16 protein-coding genes and 1 pseudogene are annotated in these 15195 nt (G+C 41.6%); 3 read left to right on the top strand and 14 right to left on the bottom strand.

Going from position 1 to position 15195, the window contains the following annotated elements; all coding sequences use genetic code 11:
• Positions 1-5: 5 nt before the first annotated feature.
• The 8 genes and pseudogenes from HWX64_RS21240 to HWX64_RS21205 all read right to left on the bottom strand — a co-directional run bounded on the left by HWX64_RS21240 (position 6) and on the right by HWX64_RS21205 (position 5786).
• On the bottom strand, positions 6-890 hold the full coding sequence (locus HWX64_RS21240; RefSeq protein WP_175991471.1) for an ABC transporter ATP-binding protein: 885 nt from the start codon (positions 888-890) through the stop codon (positions 6-8).
• A gap of 18 nt (positions 891-908) precedes the next feature.
• Positions 909-1529: a TetR/AcrR family transcriptional regulator gene (locus HWX64_RS21235; RefSeq protein WP_254871234.1), complete on the bottom strand. Its 621-nt coding sequence runs from the start codon at positions 1527-1529 to the stop codon at positions 909-911.
• A gap of 151 nt (positions 1530-1680) precedes the next feature.
• A pseudogene (locus tag HWX64_RS21230) lies at positions 1681-2422 on the bottom strand (phosphotransferase family protein).
• A 110-nt stretch (positions 2423-2532) separates the two neighbouring features.
• Positions 2533-3033 carry a GNAT family N-acetyltransferase gene (locus tag HWX64_RS21225; RefSeq protein ID WP_175991469.1) on the bottom strand — a complete coding sequence of 167 codons (501 nt, stop codon included), beginning with the start codon at positions 3031-3033 and terminating at the stop codon, positions 2533-2535.
• Between the two features lie 21 nt (positions 3034-3054).
• The gene (locus HWX64_RS21220; RefSeq protein WP_175991468.1) at positions 3055-3540 is read right to left on the bottom strand and encodes a GyrI-like domain-containing protein; all 486 of its coding nucleotides are present in this window, start codon (positions 3538-3540) and stop codon (positions 3055-3057) included.
• Between the two features lie 149 nt (positions 3541-3689).
• Positions 3690-4175, bottom strand: a complete 486-nt coding sequence (locus tag HWX64_RS21215) for a fasciclin domain-containing protein (RefSeq protein WP_175991645.1) — start codon at positions 4173-4175, stop codon at positions 3690-3692.
• 317 nt (positions 4176-4492) lie between these two features.
• A complete protein-coding gene (locus tag HWX64_RS21210; RefSeq protein ID WP_175991467.1) occupies positions 4493-5344 on the bottom strand; it encodes a DUF2785 domain-containing protein in 852 nt (283 codons plus the stop codon).
• Positions 5345-5414: 70 nt separating this feature from the next.
• Positions 5415-5786 carry a VOC family protein gene (locus HWX64_RS21205; RefSeq protein ID WP_175991466.1) on the bottom strand — a complete coding sequence of 124 codons (372 nt, stop codon included), beginning with the start codon at positions 5784-5786 and terminating at the stop codon, positions 5415-5417.
• Between the two features lie 248 nt (positions 5787-6034).
• On the opposite strand from HWX64_RS21205, the gene HWX64_RS21200 reads away from it, so the two are divergent.
• A complete protein-coding gene (locus HWX64_RS21200) occupies positions 6035-6310 on the top strand; it encodes an ABC transporter (protein ID WP_175991465.1) in 276 nt (91 codons plus the stop codon).
• 228 nt (positions 6311-6538) lie between these two features.
• On the opposite strand, the gene HWX64_RS21195 is transcribed toward HWX64_RS21200, so the two are convergent.
• Positions 6539-7351: a hypothetical protein gene (locus HWX64_RS21195; RefSeq protein WP_175991464.1), complete on the bottom strand. Its 813-nt coding sequence runs from the start codon at positions 7349-7351 to the stop codon at positions 6539-6541.
• A gap of 31 nt (positions 7352-7382) precedes the next feature.
• The gene (locus HWX64_RS21190) at positions 7383-8363 is read right to left on the bottom strand and encodes a DUF2268 domain-containing protein (RefSeq protein ID WP_175991463.1); all 981 of its coding nucleotides are present in this window, start codon (positions 8361-8363) and stop codon (positions 7383-7385) included.
• A gap of 193 nt (positions 8364-8556) precedes the next feature.
• Here HWX64_RS21190 and HWX64_RS21185 point away from each other — a divergent pair, with 193 nt between their 5' ends.
• Both HWX64_RS21185 and HWX64_RS21180 read left to right on the top strand, forming a co-directional pair.
• Positions 8557-8982 carry a VOC family protein gene (locus tag HWX64_RS21185; protein WP_175991462.1) on the top strand — a complete coding sequence of 142 codons (426 nt, stop codon included), beginning with the start codon at positions 8557-8559 and terminating at the stop codon, positions 8980-8982.
• 255 nt (positions 8983-9237) lie between these two features.
• Complete coding sequence (locus HWX64_RS21180) at positions 9238-10509, top strand: M14 family zinc carboxypeptidase (protein WP_175991461.1); 1272 nt, start codon at positions 9238-9240, stop codon at positions 10507-10509.
• A gap of 47 nt (positions 10510-10556) precedes the next feature.
• On the opposite strand, the gene HWX64_RS21175 is transcribed toward HWX64_RS21180, so the two are convergent.
• The 4 genes from HWX64_RS21175 to abc-f all read right to left on the bottom strand — a co-directional run bounded on the left by HWX64_RS21175 (position 10557) and on the right by abc-f (position 15115).
• Positions 10557-11330 (bottom strand): nucleotidyltransferase domain-containing protein, encoded by a 774-nt coding sequence (locus HWX64_RS21175; protein ID WP_175991460.1) that lies wholly within the window; start codon positions 11328-11330, stop codon positions 10557-10559.
• Positions 11331-11449: 119 nt separating this feature from the next.
• On the bottom strand, positions 11450-11923 hold the full coding sequence (locus tag HWX64_RS21170) for a hypothetical protein (protein ID WP_175991459.1): 474 nt from the start codon (positions 11921-11923) through the stop codon (positions 11450-11452).
• 182 nt (positions 11924-12105) lie between these two features.
• Positions 12106-12966 carry an STAS domain-containing protein gene (locus HWX64_RS21165; protein WP_175991458.1) on the bottom strand — a complete coding sequence of 287 codons (861 nt, stop codon included), beginning with the start codon at positions 12964-12966 and terminating at the stop codon, positions 12106-12108.
• 232 nt (positions 12967-13198) lie between these two features.
• Positions 13199-15115, bottom strand: coding sequence for a ribosomal protection-like ABC-F family protein (gene abc-f, locus HWX64_RS21160; RefSeq protein WP_175991457.1), 1917 nt, complete (start codon positions 15113-15115; stop codon positions 13199-13201).
• Positions 15116-15195 lie beyond the last annotated feature (80 nt).

Genomic DNA, 15195 nt, shown 5'->3' with positions numbered 1-15195 from the left:
GAGGATCAAGCCTCCTTTTCGTAATAATGCATAAAGATTTCTTCCAAATCAGGTTCTTCAATCCACAGATTGGCAATGTCGATATCAGCGATTTTCTTCATGACTTCATTGATGTCTCCCCGGAATAAGAAGCTGATATGATGATCACGCACTTCAAGGTTATTCACGCCCGGCATATCAAAGTGGTCAGCCGCGACATCATTTTTCACTTCCACTTTAATTTTTTTATGATTGTTTTCCTTGAGTGTACTTATCTTTTCAACCTGGACGATTTCTCCTTCTTTGATGATCGCGACCCGGTCGCACATGCGCTGAACCTCACTCAGGATGTGAGAAGAAAATAAAATCGTTGCCCCTTTTCGGTTTTCTTCCTTCAGCAGATCAAAAAATGTCTGCTGCATAAGCGGGTCGAGCCCGGAGGTCGGTTCATCCAGAATGATCAACTTTGGTTCGTGCAGGAGCCCCTGAATGATCCCTACCTTCTTTTTGTTCCCGAGAGAGAGGTCATCGATTTTCTTGGTCAGGTCAAGATCAAGTTTTTCTGCAAGTTCCTTGATTCTGCCGCTGCAGTCCTTTTTGTAAAAACTTGCAGAGTATTTAAGTAAATCCAACACCTTCATATTGTCATAGTAAAACACCTCAGACGGCAGATAGCCCAAATCCTTTGCTATCTCGGGAGCATGCTCTGCACAGTCTTTCCCGAAGATCTTCGCGCTCCCGCCTGTCGGTTGGATAAGAGAGAGAAGCGTGCGGATAGTCGTGGACTTTCCTGCTCCATTCGGGCCGATAAATCCAAAGATTTCTCCTTCTTCCACGTTGAAGCTGATATTATTTATTCCTCTTGAAGACCCATATGTTTTGGTCAATCCATTGATTTCAATCACATTCATATGCTGCCGCCTCCCTTTTCATTTGTAAAATGACTTCTTAAGCAGTTCTGTATATGCGTTCATGTCAGCCAGGATTTCTTCTTTATCGATTTCAGCCACCGACATCGTCCTGGCCTTCACTTGCTGTTGACTCGCAAAACCTTCAAACGTCCAATAAATGATCTGGATCGCTTTTCCAACATCGATGCCCTCACGGAACTTAGTCGCATCCACATTGCTGAACAATTTCGTGAAGCTGCTGTCCGTCAGTGATGCCTTTATTTTTTCGATTCCGTCTTTCACTTCCGGCGCCTCTTCATGAAATGCACTATTCAGAAAGTTGATCAAATCGGGGTACGTCGAAAACATTTCAAACTTTATAAGAGACACCTTACGGATGATCTCGAATATATCCCGTTCTTGCAGGTCCAATTTTTCATAGATCTTTTCTGCAAATATATCCGATAGATATTCATACAATGAAAGATATAACTCTTTCTTGCTTTTAAAATAATGAAATAGGATTCCCTTTGATATTCCGGCTTCCTTCACGATGGCATTCGTCGATGCCCGTTTGTACCCATTCTCAGCAAACACCTTTGTCGATGCATTGATGATCCTGTCTTCCTTTTCAGTATCTATATTCAATGATCCGAACAAAATAAAAGGATCCCTCCTTTGAGTGAACAAGCTATTGACCAGTTGGGTCAATTCCATAATACACCTTTTGACCAGTGTGGTCAACACCAATTTCAAAGGCCCGTCCCCGATCACGTTAACGCGTTAACGTGATCGGGGACGGGCCTTCAGATTAATGGAAGTATTGATTCACAATGTTTAGTAACCGCTCGTTATTTTCGGATGAAACATTTTCAGATAACCTCGCGCCTGCTATGATAGGGGACCACGCGATTATTTCTTCTTTGGAAAGACCGCTTCTCTGACAATAGAGCCTCAGGTACATTTCGGCAAGATCCGATGACACCTGTGAATAGAGCAGGCAGGTACGATAGACGTCTGCACGAATATCCCCGCTGCTTGCATCGATCCAGTCGATAATGGCCACTTTATCATCTGACATGATCAAGTTATGGAGGTGAAAATCCCCATGGCAAAGCCGATTCTCGAATTTCATGGAATCTAATTTTTCGAGCAATGCGCTCTTGTGTTTTTTATCCAATCCCTTTACAGATTCAATCTGCCGGGTCAATTTTTCAGTCATGGGTTCAAGGGATGCAGCGCTCATTGAATGGATTCTCATCTGAATATCTACAGAGAGACCCATATTCTGCTTTTTCCATGTCGGCCAGTGCAAGTTCCCCTAACGTTCTGCCTTTAACATATTCCATGATGATCGCCTGTTTGCCATCTATTTTTGTAACGTTCAGTATGCCTGGTACCGGAAGTCCGCAAGAGTGGGCAAACTTTTGCTTTTTTGCTTCAAAAACAGCTTCCCCATCAGGCAATCTGTCATCGAGTATTTTCACTGCCTTGTTTTCATGAAGGTAGATTTTTGCAGTATTGCCTTCAGCGATTGAATTGCCTAGATTCATTGATTTTCTCCTTTGTTTTACTGCATATTACATTTTCACTGCTTTCATACCGGTTCAAAGAAAGCAAAGTTATTGTTTTTATGACGTGTCGACGGGAATTCCTATACTCTTTAGTCAATCAATGGCCTGTTGACGGTTGTCGCCACAGGATAATTCTCCATCCGAATAAATTCATATGTACCTCCATTTGTGTCCTGCATGAACCTATCCAATTCTTTAAAACCCATCTTTTTGTAGACATTGATCGCCCGTTGATTGAATGCTGCAACAGATAAAGTGATTTTCTCAGGTGCAAAACGGGTGATCACAAAGTCCATACCGGCCCTCAGAAATTCCAATCCCAAACCGCTCCCCGTCAAATCAGGCCTCATACCAAGTCCGATATCAAAAATCGAGTCCTGCTCTGTGTTGTTTACACTGAAAAAGCCCACTACTTCCTTGCCTTTACGAACGGTGAACATCGTGTCACCCCGAGACTCTGGATCCAAAAATCCGGCAAGGTCTTCTTTATCTGCTTCCATATCATAAAAAGAATATTCTCCATCATAATGCCAGTTATAGGCTATGTCCTCTGCTTCCTGCTGCGTCATTTTTTCAAACCTGTACATCACTTTTCCCCTCTTATCCTTTGCTCATAAAATCGAATCCAACAACTCCACCCTGACATCATCGGGATTCTCTGGATCATTATCCTCCTGATACATTTCTAAATTCCATCCGTGATTCAACCGTTCCTTCCTTTGTTCTGATATCCATCGATGCAGTTCTTCATAACTGCTTCTGATCTGGTCACCGGGTCCATGATGCATGATCGCAGCGTATGTTTGCTGAGGGACGGTCAACGTCACCATACCTTCTGGGATATCCTGATACTCTTCTACCTGGACACCGATCCAATATCCATCTTCTTCTTTAGACATTTCCTCCACAACAAATGCCCCCACCTGCCGGACCGGGTGAACGGCATTCTTTATTTCATATGACCGCTCCTTTAGCAACCGCGCTGCTTTCGGTATTTCTTCTAAATACTCTTCTCCTTCACACAGAACCCTGAAACCCACCAATTTGATTTCATTCAAACTTTTTATTGTTTTTTGATTAATGACTCTTTTGTACATGTAAGTTCCTCCTTTTTCACAAAATGACATATTATTGACCTTTTTATTATATACCAATTATTTCAATTTTCCGAATAAATTCCCAATAATACTCAAAGTAAAAAAGACTGAATTCAACGTAGAATCCAGTCTTAAATCACCCTTACTTATTATGGTACCAATACTTCATCAATGACATGAATGACACCATTGGATGCCTCGATATCCGCTTTTACAACATTCGCATTATTTACGCGTACAGGATCAAGTGAAATATCCACAGTCTTCTTCGCAAGAGTTTCCGCCTTCATCCCGTCTTTTAGATCCGTAGAGAGAACCTTACCTGATAATACGTGGTAAAGCAGGATTTCCTTTAAATCATCTCTTGCCAATAATTCTTCCGCTGTGATTCCCAACTTTTTCAGAAGCTTGTCAAACGCGGCATCCGTGGGAGCGAACACCGTATATGGCCCCTCCCCTTTCAATGTCTCAACCAGACCTGCTTTTTCCAAAGCGGCAGCCAGTGTCTTGAATTGCCCGGCTTCTACAGCAGTGTCGATGATATCCTTGTCAGCTGCTGGAGATTGACCCCCTACAGCCAACACTCCATTTGATAGAGACACAAACATCATGAACACAACGAAAATCAATGCCATTTTTTTCAATGTCAAATACCTCCTGAGTTCTTTTTGTAAACGATGCAAGAATTTTCGCTTTATCACTCTTTTAGCGAGACTCTGTATGTTTACTCAAAGGGTAGTATGCATCGAATTAGCATGATTATCCATTTACAATTTATTTTTTCTGATTAATTTGCAGCACGGCTGTATTCAATGTGTACACTTCCCAAGAGGTAAAATTCTAAAGGTGCATAAGACCTCACCAGTGAGAACCTTATCTATTACAAAATATAGAGGCTTATCTCAAATGAAATAAGCCTCTAACACTCATTTGTATTAAACTGTAAGACATTCTATATTTCGCGAAGGCATTGTTGAATACTCTCCTGGAGTGAACTGAATTTCGAGTACTCATTTAATTTCATATAAAAACTCTTCAAAAACGCCTTGCTGTTAAATACCAGAAACCAATACTTCTCTTCATCAAGGTGTTCCTTTTGGGCTTTTAATTCAGCTGGAAGGGCTTGGACTTGGGTTATTACTTCCTGCTCACTGAGGCCCCTATCCAGCATTTCAATGATCGGTGTGACCATCCTCTCGTCTTCTTGATGGATATAGGTGCTTTCTGAAACTAACATTTTCTTCCATAATGGATGGAGGATCTCCGAGTACAATTCTTGACTTATCTTCGGACTTTTCACAAGCTCGTCGAAGGTGTCGGCAACATGCGCAATACTGTGGGCCCAGCCCTTATAGGGTACATATCCCCTTAGATCTATCTCCTCATTAATATAATGGATCAACTCATGCTTTACTTGATCAATATCCTCTTGTGTCAAAAAACTTTCCTCATTATCCCTGTACAAAATAAGGGCGATCAATAGTGTCGTGAATGTTCTCGTAAATACAGAATCCGTTCCGCTTTCACCAATTCCCTTATGTAAAAGCTCATTTATACTTTTAAACAACAATTTTTTTAAATTCTCTGGTTCAATCAGATTATCCTCAATGATCATCCGATAAAAAGAGGTGTAAATGAGCTGATCCCTCAGTTCTGGATCAGTTGAACCTATATGGGCGAACATCGCTTGAACAATTGAAAGTCTATCCACTTCCAACCAGTTTTTTTCTCCGGATTTTATTTGGGTCAATACTATTTTTAGGTCATTATCTTTTAGAGCAGTTTTATGTAATTGCAGATTCATTAAAATTCCCCTTTATTGATAGCTTCAGCCAATTTATTATCTACATGCAACCATTGGATGAGTATGATTTTTATCTATGCTGATCAATCAAAATCGGATTGCCGTCCGGATCCTCTATCATCAAGCTTGCTGGGCCTTCACCCGTTTCGTCTGCTTCAGACAATATGTTGATCCCTTTAGCCTTAAGTTCTTTCTGTAGGTCCCTGACATCTGTAAAAGAATCAAGGTTTTCGGCATCTTGATTCCAGCCGGGATTAAATGTAAGAATGTTCTTTTCAAACATCCCCTGAAACAAACCAATAATATGACTTTCATTCTTCAAAATAAGCCAGTTCTGTGAAATGTCTCCCCCTAGCGTTTTAAATCCCAGATTTTCGTAAAATTCCTTGGATTTATGAATGTCCTTTACATTTAGACTTACTGAAAATGCTCCTAAATTCATATGTTCTCCTCCTATTATTTAAAAATTCAATTAACTCCCTTTAACTTAAGTTTACACGATTATATGGCAGAGAACACCAATATTTAACTTAACTTCCCTTTCCCCTTATAGCGTGAATAAAATCGTTTTGTGCGAAAGGGACCTGTCCCCGTGGCTTTAGCCTCTTTTTCGTATTCTATAAACAAGCTGACAAGCCTCCGCATAATATATTGATGAACAAGCATTTCTTTTACAGGAGGTGAAGCTTTATGGTTTCTAACCACAGAAAATGTTCATGCAGCGTTTTTGATATTTTCCTTGGGGTGCTGACAGGATTAATTTGGTTCCTGCTTGCGGCTTTAGGAGTAATTACAGATGCATTTGCTTTAGTAGGACTTGTCGGCGGCCTTGCTGATTTTGTGGCAATTTTCGTTGGAGTAGTAGGGTTCTTAGCAATTCTGCTATTCGGCATCTGTCTCTTCAAAAAGATTTGGCATTGCTGTTTCGGAAGAAGAAGAGGCGGCGGTGGCGGTGGCGATTGCTAATGAACCATTAGCATTTGCTAGCAAAGCGCTAGATAAGTGATAGTTTTCACAATCCTAGTAATCAACATACCAAGAAATTTAGTTTAATTGCTTAAAAATACAGGTGCCCTCCCACACGGTGTTCAAGCAACAAACCGTGAGGGGCGGGCACCTGCCATTTTCCTAAGCTCTATTTCTATTTTTCTATACATATACACGTTCCCCTTTTAACATGTCGCCCTCATAACACTAATCCCGGCTGGTCCGGTTTATAAATAGATACCCCACCATGCCCAATAAAAGGATCTTCTGATTCTCCGGAAGCTGGTCTGATATTTCTACCATATCATTATAGACGTCCCGAAAGATGTTGGTGTATGTGTGAGGGAACCTGCCGTAGCGGAATCTTGCCCACAGTCGGCCTTTTGAATCGTGAAGGGTGAATTCCCCTGTAAAGCCTGAGCTTTTAACGTCCAGGAGGGTTTCGCCCCGTAAATCTTTTAAAACCCCCGTGATGTTGACCATGCTTTTGAACTCTTCCTGTATGTACGAGCCGACCCGCTGACCCTCAGGACCGGATATTTCCAACATACTTTGCTTGAACCCCTTTCTCCTGCATGAAACCAAGACTTCTCCCTTGCATGAGGTGAAATAAAGTTCAAACGGAAAAAATGTTAATAAAGAAGGTTGATAGATTATGAACGGGTATGCCCACCAGGGAATTTTTCTTATGTGAAAAACGCCGATGAAACTGCCCGTCTTTTGAAACACAAGCAGCCTTGGCATCCAGCCGGCATCCCTTTTAATCACAATATGATTCAAATCCACGATGTCTGCAAATGCTTCCGGAATATCTGCACCCTTCACCTTGTTGTATTTGCTGCGGCTGGCGAGGGCAATTCCAAGCATCATCAAGGCCGGTAATAACAGGGCGAGACACTCCAGCCACTGCTCTGCCGACTCAGGCGTCGTAAAGGCGATAAACCCTCCAGCAGCCAATAAAAGGGCCGCGGATACGATATAGGCACGTCTTTCTCTCCGTATATACATGCTGGCAATCATGTTGTAGTCTCCTTTTTTCATATATTCTGTGCTATGAATCTCCTAGAAACCCTTTATACACACCACCCTGTAGAATGTCCTCTGCGTCAAGTTCCGCCCACTCCTCCAGCGTTACATCCCCATGATTTTTTAAATAATCCTGCATAATGAGATCACCCATCCTGTAATTCGCCCACCTGGGGATGTTCATCTCGGGATTTCCATCTAACCACCCTTCATATATCTCAAAATCAGTAGTGTTCCCACTTTCTTTTAACTGTGCGAATGCCACTTCCATTTCTTCATCAGAAAGCTGCTTCGTCCATGCTACTTCCGTTTCTGGATACAACGTTTTTGCAAATGCATCACCTTTCCCTTCAAAGACCACAAAGTCCAATAAGGAATCGTAAGCGGTATCCCCTTCCATCGTGACGGCATGGTGATACTCGTGCGCCATCGTATAGGCGAGCATTTCCTCATTATAAGAGGAGGACAGTGCTAATAGAATGACATTGTCATCGAGTGTCCATGCTGCTAAGCCTCCCATGTCCTCTGTCGGCATATCCGGATTGACCGGCATGACATAGATGGTTTTGTCCCCGCCTTCAAGTAGATCTGCCGACTTCACCAATGACTCTTTGATCAACTCATTCGTTGCATCCTGATGTTGAATCAATTCTGCAGTCTGATCTTTCAGATTTTGGATGTCATGAGTGATCGTGATGTTTGGCGGAATCTCCCTCTTCAAAATCATTTTCTTCTCCGACATTTTTTCAAGAAGCGGAGATTTCACCGTATAATTAAATGTTCCGAGTGTATTCAGCAGAGTGTTTCCCTCTACCACTTCGATGTAATCCAAAGTCTCTTCATAAAACGGGATGATTTGAAAGTTCTGATTACCATATGAGAATTCCATTGTTTTCTGCGCAGGCAGTTCCTCTATATGTATCTTTTCAGTATTATTTTCATCTTCTGCGCAGGCAGAAAGGGTGAACAGAAGGATTGTCATAATGGTAAGGGCTTGCTTTTTCACTGATTGATCGACCACCTTCCAGTATATTGAAATTAGATAATAGATATACGATAGATAGATGGACTAGGTTTCAATTTTTAATTATTTTCAAATAAACATGTTTTTCCACCCGGCGTTCTTCATGCCCGCTTTATTCGACTCAAAAGAGAGTATGTTAAGATTAAGGGTAGGAAATCAGACGAGGAGAATGATGATGAAAAAGACTTTAGACCACATTGGTATTGCTGTTAGAAACCTGGAAGACACTATTCAATTTTACGAAAATATTCTCGGAGCCACCCTGCTCGATCGTTACAGAAGCGATGCAAAAGGCGTGGAGAGCGAAATCGCCGTCATGGAAGTGGACGGGCACAGGACCGAATTGCTTGCACCGACGAATAATGTGACGTCACCGATTGCGCGTTTCATTAAGCAGAAAGGAAAAGGTGTCCACCATATTGCGTATCGTGTCGAGGACCTTGATGCTGCTTTGTCAGAGCTCCAGGATCAGGGAATTCGTGTATTAGAGGACAGTCTCCGCATAAACAAACATGGCCGGCGATTGATTTATTTGAACCCGGCTGATACAGAAGGGACGATCATCGAGTATTGTGATTATCCTGGTGTTGCTAAACCATAAAATAGGTGCTGGCTCAATCCCCTCTCAGCCAGCACCTATCTTCAAATTCTTCACCTCTCCATTTTTAGGACTTTCATCCTTTTCATCCCTTCATAGGAAAAGTAATTTCTACCTAAAAGAAAAAACTTTCAGTAAGCACTATGTTTCATTTGACAGCAATTCCACAAATTTCTACAAATTTCCCGTAAGCGCTTTCTTATTATTGAAGCAGGCATTTTATTTCGTGATGCTAAATAATCGTATAGGAGGAAGTTTATGAACAAGAAAAGGGTTATTGTATCTACCGCATTGGGGTTAGCATTACTGGCTTCTCAAAGTACATATGCAAATCCCCAATCGAATCCAAATGGTCCGTATGTGGAAAGAGAACAAAATGTTTCATTGTCCAGTCTGATGACGAATCAAGAACTGGAGGACAAGCTCTTGAAGCTCGAACATTCTTCTCAAGGAAAGATGCAGCTGGACATTGCCGGGTATTCCAACAATGGTTTTCCTTTATATGTAGCTAAATATGGTGATCATGATCCGGATAAGAAACGCGTGCTGATTTATACGCAGATTCACGGAAATGAAGTGCTCGGTACAGAAGCGGCCATGGAAATCATGCAGAAGTTCAATTCAGGGGATAAGGCCATCAATGAAATGCTCGATGAGGTCTCTGTCTGGATTATGCCTCGTGTAAACCCGGACGGTACCATGACGGAATATGAAGGAAACTGGAATCCGGTCCGTTACAACCACCAGACATGGGACCCTGAAGCTTTGGGTATGCCGGCCGATACGAAAAATCCTTGGTATTATAATCCTGGTATCGAAAGAGGACAAGCTAACGACGGAAGAATCAATTACGGTATTCCTGGATATGACCTAAACCGCGATTTTAACCCTAACTTTGATTTTGACATCAATGAGGCCGACAAGGAAAAGCTTGCTGAAGTGCTGAATGATGAGAAGACAAACAATATCAACTCCACCGGGTTTGGTGTCTCTCCTGAAGCTAGAGCGGTCACAAACGTAGTCAAGGAATTCAATCCAGACTTTGCAATCGATGTCCATCACCGAGGCTTCAATGTCCTTTCTGAAGAAGACAGCCGCTCTGTTTCCATCTCGGTCCTGGGTCTGTTCACCACAACACCATATATAGATCCTTTTACAGGAAAAACCTATGAAGTCGATACAGAAGTAGAAAAGCTCAGTAAGCAAATGACCGTAGTCGGCTATCAGTCCCTGCAAAGAGGATTCTCATCATTCGGGGCAATCCAGCAGTACCCTCAAGTGAATTATCCTGGTTCCGGTTTAGGTGCGATTCAATTAAACGGTACAGCCACCATGCTCATTGAAGTGAAAGGCCAAACACAGACACTCGGTCAAAAGCAGAATGGCATGCTGAAGGAAACAGTCAAGGTGCCGGTCTATGATATGTTGAATTCGATTGCGGACGGCTCTATAAATGATGTCGATGCCAATTTATATGATGAGATTCCGCCTGCTTATGGCAGTATCAGTGACCCTACAACACGTGACTAACATGGAAGGGGCAGTTCCTGCTGAACTGCCCCTTATTTGGTAAAATCTTAATCTTTCAAAACCGTTTCCACCATTAACTTCATGAAGGAACCTGTCTCCTGTTCTCCATCTTTAAGCTCTTCCTGAATCCAATGGTATTCACCTTTCAACAGACTCGCTATCTCATGAGCAGCTGCGGCGTGTCGGGAAGGAGTCATTTGTTCATAAATTCCAACTACCCGGTCTTGTATGTTTTGCGGCAAATCCCTATGTATGGTCTTCAAGCCAAGGAGTGCCCTCTCCCTCGCGTATCGTGACAAGAGGATGGTCGTCACGTTCCTCATGGTATGACGGAGCATTTCGGGCGCCCATGTATGATTACCTCTCTCCGCTGCTTTTTTATATTGAAACAGGAACCAGGCTGCGTCGAGCACGCTGTCCTTGAAATGACCTTTGGTGATCGTCAGGTGCTGGACAGTTTCATATTTTTTCATCAGGTTGTCAGGATCGTAGAGTACGGTAAAGAAATCCTTTTCTTGTATCGTCTTCTCCGTAACGGTGAACAGATCGATGTGCAGCCAGTCGTCATAAATGGCAATGATCTGGGGGGCGATGATGAAAATATCATCATAAAAGAGCAGGTCCTTATAAGCTTTGATATGATCAATGCGTCTCTCGAGGAACTCTTTCTCTTCTCTTTCATCTACCAGGCAATACAAATCGATATCAGAATACTGATCATGTTCTTTCCTTCCCATAGATCCCTTTAAGAAAATACTGCGTACCCTCGGGTCCCCTTTTAAACTGGCAGCCACTTTTTCTACTGCGATTTCCTGACGCATTATCAGTCACCCCTCAAATAATACTTTTTTCATAGAGTGCAAGAATCATGATTACTCTCAATATAGTTATAGCAAGTCCGGCACCCAATTGATTCCATTATTTTTTCCTTAAAATGATTCTATTGAGTAAGCAGCGTATAATAATAATTTGCATCTTTTAAGGCATTGTTCAAATCGATAAAAGTTATCATGCTGTTATAGAGAGCGATTCCAGCAAAAGAGGCAATGATAATGAGATGGCTGTTTTTAAGTATTTGTTTATTTTTCTTTAAAACAATGAGTACTGAGATAATGACAATAAAAAAATACCCGGCAGAAATCAGTAATTCAACTATATCTGAATTGATATCCTCGACGGAAAGTCTATATTGTTCCAGTTGCTCTCCATTCTCCTTATTTTCTTCCATTACTGTTTGTTTGCCCCGATGTGCAATTTTCCATGTATAAGTATTCTCTTCTTTAATAACAGTGTATTGATATCCTCCAGCTTTTTGTGATGCTATCACAGATTCTTTACCTGCAGCGCTATGCGGCACCAATACCATTATCAGAACGATCGTTAGTATTTTCAAGAACTGATGGTTTCTCTTCATCAATGAACCCCCTGTAAATAAATGAAGTTACCGCTGACACCTTAATCCTAATTTTACCATAACCAAAAGTCACAAACGGAAAATAAAAAAATGACTGTTCTCTTGCTTCAATTTTTGAAGAAGAACAGTCATTTCGATTCGCAGAAAGTAGAGAAATTTTTGGTTGCAATTTTATTAGATTATTATAATGAACTTTCAAAAATCCCCTTAATATCTTCAATCGCTCTCTCCAGATTAGAGTAAATAGCAATCTTTGAAAAATCGAGTCCCAGCTGGGTAGCTGTCTGTGCGACTTCCGGTCTCATTCCGGTAATGATGCTTTTCACCCCGATTAAATCTAAAGCAGAAACAAGCAGGAATATTTGGTTTGCTACCATTGTATCAACAATCGCCACACCGGAAATATCGATCACCAGGCACTCAATGCCTTTCTTCTGGCATTGCTCCAGACTTGATTCTATCAATGATTTTGCTCTATGAGTATCGATATTGCCGATCAAAGGCAGGACAGCGGTGGAATGAGTCAATTTGATGACAGGTGAGCTCAGTTCCATGATCACTTCTTTTTGTGCTGCAACAGTGGCTTGATGAAAATCTGTATAGGTTATGACAAATTCCTCAATCACGCTATCAAAAGCAAAATTGAATTGATTCGACCATTCTAACAGTTGGGCTGGAGATATACCTGAAGGATCCGTTTGAGTGAATCCATCGATTTTATTCCAGTAAATTTGTCTGAACAACTTGAATTGATGGATTATTTCACTTAGAGGAGTATTCGTTAAGACTCGATCCCTGGCCACCTCATTGGCCCATTGTTTAATCGCTTCATACTTTTTTTCATCATCACGATGTTTAAATATTTGTGCGATCGACATGATGAATTTTTTGTTTTGTGCACGAAGCTTCTCTTCAATGGTAATTGGTACACTTTCTGAATAGATACTGCCGATTGAAGCTTTTTTAGATTTAAACCAAGTGTTGGTCAGATCATCCGTGTTTTGCAAGATAAATTCATATAATTCATCATTTTTAGTATTCATCCGCGATCCCCTCGTTCCATTTAGAATTTTTTGGTTATTTCTATCATAACGTATATAGCTCATGAGTGGTCGGATTGAATATCACAATTTTGGAAACTTTGTCCTTTTTCTATGCACGATTCGAACGATGCATCAGTGTCTTCCACTTGCTAAAAGTACGCCTCCAAGCTTCACCCTCATTTCATCTTAGTACAGGGGAAGGCAGAACTTTTATCCCGTCTCCCCCTGACATTCACTCTGCAAACTTCATCCAAGTTTCCCATATTGACTCAAGCTCTTCATTCAACTTCCGCTTCCTTCTATCAAGCTCGCCCAGCTCCTCATGTTCCAATTCACCATGGCCCATGGCTTCATCCAGTTGAACGATCTCATTCTCAAGCGCTTCCACCTTCGACAAGAATTTTTCTTCTTCTTTCTTAGGATCTACACCCTTTCTTTGCGGCTTCTTAACCTTTTCAACAGGCTCTTTGATTAACTGCCTGATTTTTATTTTCTCGCCTTCCTCTCGGTAATCATCGTAATTTCCAGTGTAACTTTTAAATCCATGATCCTCAATCGCTACCACCCTCTCACTCATCTTATTGATAAAATAACGATCGTGGGAGATGAAGAAGATGGTTCCTTTGAATTCCTCGAGTGCTTCTTCCAATGTTTCAATTGATTCAATATCCAGGTGGTTCGTAGGCTCATCAAGTATCAATAAATTGATATCCCGAAACAGTAGCATGGCAAGTTTCAGCCTGATTCGTTCACCGCCTGACAGATGTTTCACTTTTTTGAAGACACTGCCTTTATAGAACATGAATTTTGCCAAGTATTCTCGTGCTTTTCCTTCTAAAATCGAAATGTCCTCCCTGAAAGCTTCCAGAACGGTGAGCTCTTCATTGGAAAACACGATTTTTTGAGGCAGATAAGCCGGCTTGACATTTGCGCCAAGTTCCACCATTCCAGCATTCGGCTGTTCCTCTCCAAAGAGCATTTTCAGGAATGTCGTCTTCCCGCTTCCATTTGAACCAATCAATCCTACTCGTTCCCCGAAATGAATCATCAACTCGGCATCTTTAAAAATCACTTTATCGAGAAATCGTTTAGACAGACCTATTGCTTTAACTGTTTCATTTCCAGACCGCTCGGAAGCTGTGAAGTCAATTCTCATATTCTTTTTTTCAAATACCGGTTTGTCGACCCTATCCAGTTTGTCAATTTTTTTCTGGATGCTTGCAGCTCTTCTGAAAAACTTATTGTTATCGGCTCGAAGCGCCCAGTCCCTCAGATTTTTTACCTGATGTTCCATATTGCCGATTTTCTTCTGCTGCTCACGGAAGTGCTCATATTGAATGCGCAGATTTTCTTCTTTTTGACGGACATAGGAGGAGTAATTTCCTTTATACGTCTTCGATGTCATATCCTCTATTTCAACGATCTTTGTAACCACGTTATCTAGAAAATAACGGTCATGGGATACAATGAGGACAATTCCCTTGTAGCTCTTCAGATAGTTTTCGAGCCATTCGATCGACTCCATATCCAGATGGTTGGTCGGTTCATCCAATAGCAGGATGTCCGGCGCATGAATAAGAAGCTTCCCTAGCATGACGGTTGTTTTTTCCCCGCCGCTCAAATAATCGAAATCCCTGTTTAAAAAACTTTCATCAAACTTCAATCCGGTGCATACCCTGCCCAATTTTTCCTCTGTCTCATATCCCCCCTTCATTTCATACAACCCAACGAGATCGCTGTATTTTGTCAGGGCTTTTTCAAGACCCGCACCATCGAGTGTTTCCATCGCTTCTTCTATTTCACGCATCTGCTTTTCGATGAGGTTAACTTCTTCAAAGGCAAGGTTTAAGACATCGATGACCTTCAGACCACGCGGGAACCGGGGCATTTGTTCAAGGAGAGCGACTGCCGCGTTTTTAGGTACATTTACAAACCCCTCATCATAGCCGTAGCTGGAAGTTTGAGGATAGCCTGGATAGTAATGCATGGATTCCGCCCCTGAAATCAATTTCAATATCGTGCTCTTCCCGCTTCCATTGGCACCGACGATCCCCACCTTCTCTCCGGTAAACACCTCAAACGTAATATCTTCAAGAACCAGTGTGGCATCCATATATTTTTTTACACCATTCATTGATAATTCAAGCATATTAATTCCTTCTTTCATCCATATTGTGCGTTACGCTTTTATGGACAGCATCAAGAAGAACTTCATACTTATTCAGTTAA

This window comes from Bacillus sp. Marseille-Q1617 (genome assembly GCF_903645295.1).
Classification (GTDB): Bacteria; Bacillota; Bacilli; order Bacillales; family Bacillaceae_B; genus Rossellomorea.
This window is presented reverse-complemented; position numbering and strand designations above follow the sequence as displayed.

Bases quoted from the DNA above. Each gene is read 5' to 3' on its own strand.
- HWX64_RS21200 (WP_175991465.1), top strand. From the start codon at position 6,035: ATGGTTTCTAACCACAGAAAATGTTCATGCAGCGTTTTTGATATTTTC.
- HWX64_RS21205 (WP_175991466.1), bottom strand. From the start codon at position 5,786: ATGAATTTAGGAGCATTTTCAGTAAGTCTAAATGTAAAGGACATTCAT.
- HWX64_RS21220 (WP_175991468.1), bottom strand. From the start codon at position 3,540: ATGTACAAAAGAGTCATTAATCAAAAAACAATAAAAAGTTTGAATGAA.
- HWX64_RS21175 (WP_175991460.1), bottom strand. From the start codon at position 11,330: ATGCGTCAGGAAATCGCAGTAGAAAAAGTGGCTGCCAGTTTAAAAGGG.
- HWX64_RS21240 (WP_175991471.1), bottom strand. From the start codon at position 890: ATGAATGTGATTGAAATCAATGGATTGACCAAAACATATGGGTCTTCA.
- HWX64_RS21170 (WP_175991459.1), bottom strand. From the start codon at position 11,923: ATGAAGAGAAACCATCAGTTCTTGAAAATACTAACGATCGTTCTGATA.
- abc-f (WP_175991457.1), bottom strand. From the start codon at position 15,115: ATGCTTGAATTATCAATGAATGGTGTAAAAAAATATATGGATGCCACA.
- HWX64_RS21215 (WP_175991645.1), bottom strand. From the start codon at position 4,175: ATGGCATTGATTTTCGTTGTGTTCATGATGTTTGTGTCTCTATCAAAT.
- HWX64_RS21185 (WP_175991462.1), top strand. From the start codon at position 8,557: ATGAAAAAGACTTTAGACCACATTGGTATTGCTGTTAGAAACCTGGAA.
- HWX64_RS21180 (WP_175991461.1), top strand. From the start codon at position 9,238: ATGAACAAGAAAAGGGTTATTGTATCTACCGCATTGGGGTTAGCATTA.
- HWX64_RS21210 (WP_175991467.1), bottom strand. From the start codon at position 5,344: ATGAATCTGCAATTACATAAAACTGCTCTAAAAGATAATGACCTAAAA.
- HWX64_RS21195 (WP_175991464.1), bottom strand. From the start codon at position 7,351: ATGATTGCCAGCATGTATATACGGAGAGAAAGACGTGCCTATATCGTA.
- HWX64_RS21165 (WP_175991458.1), bottom strand. From the start codon at position 12,966: ATGAATACTAAAAATGATGAATTATATGAATTTATCTTGCAAAACACG.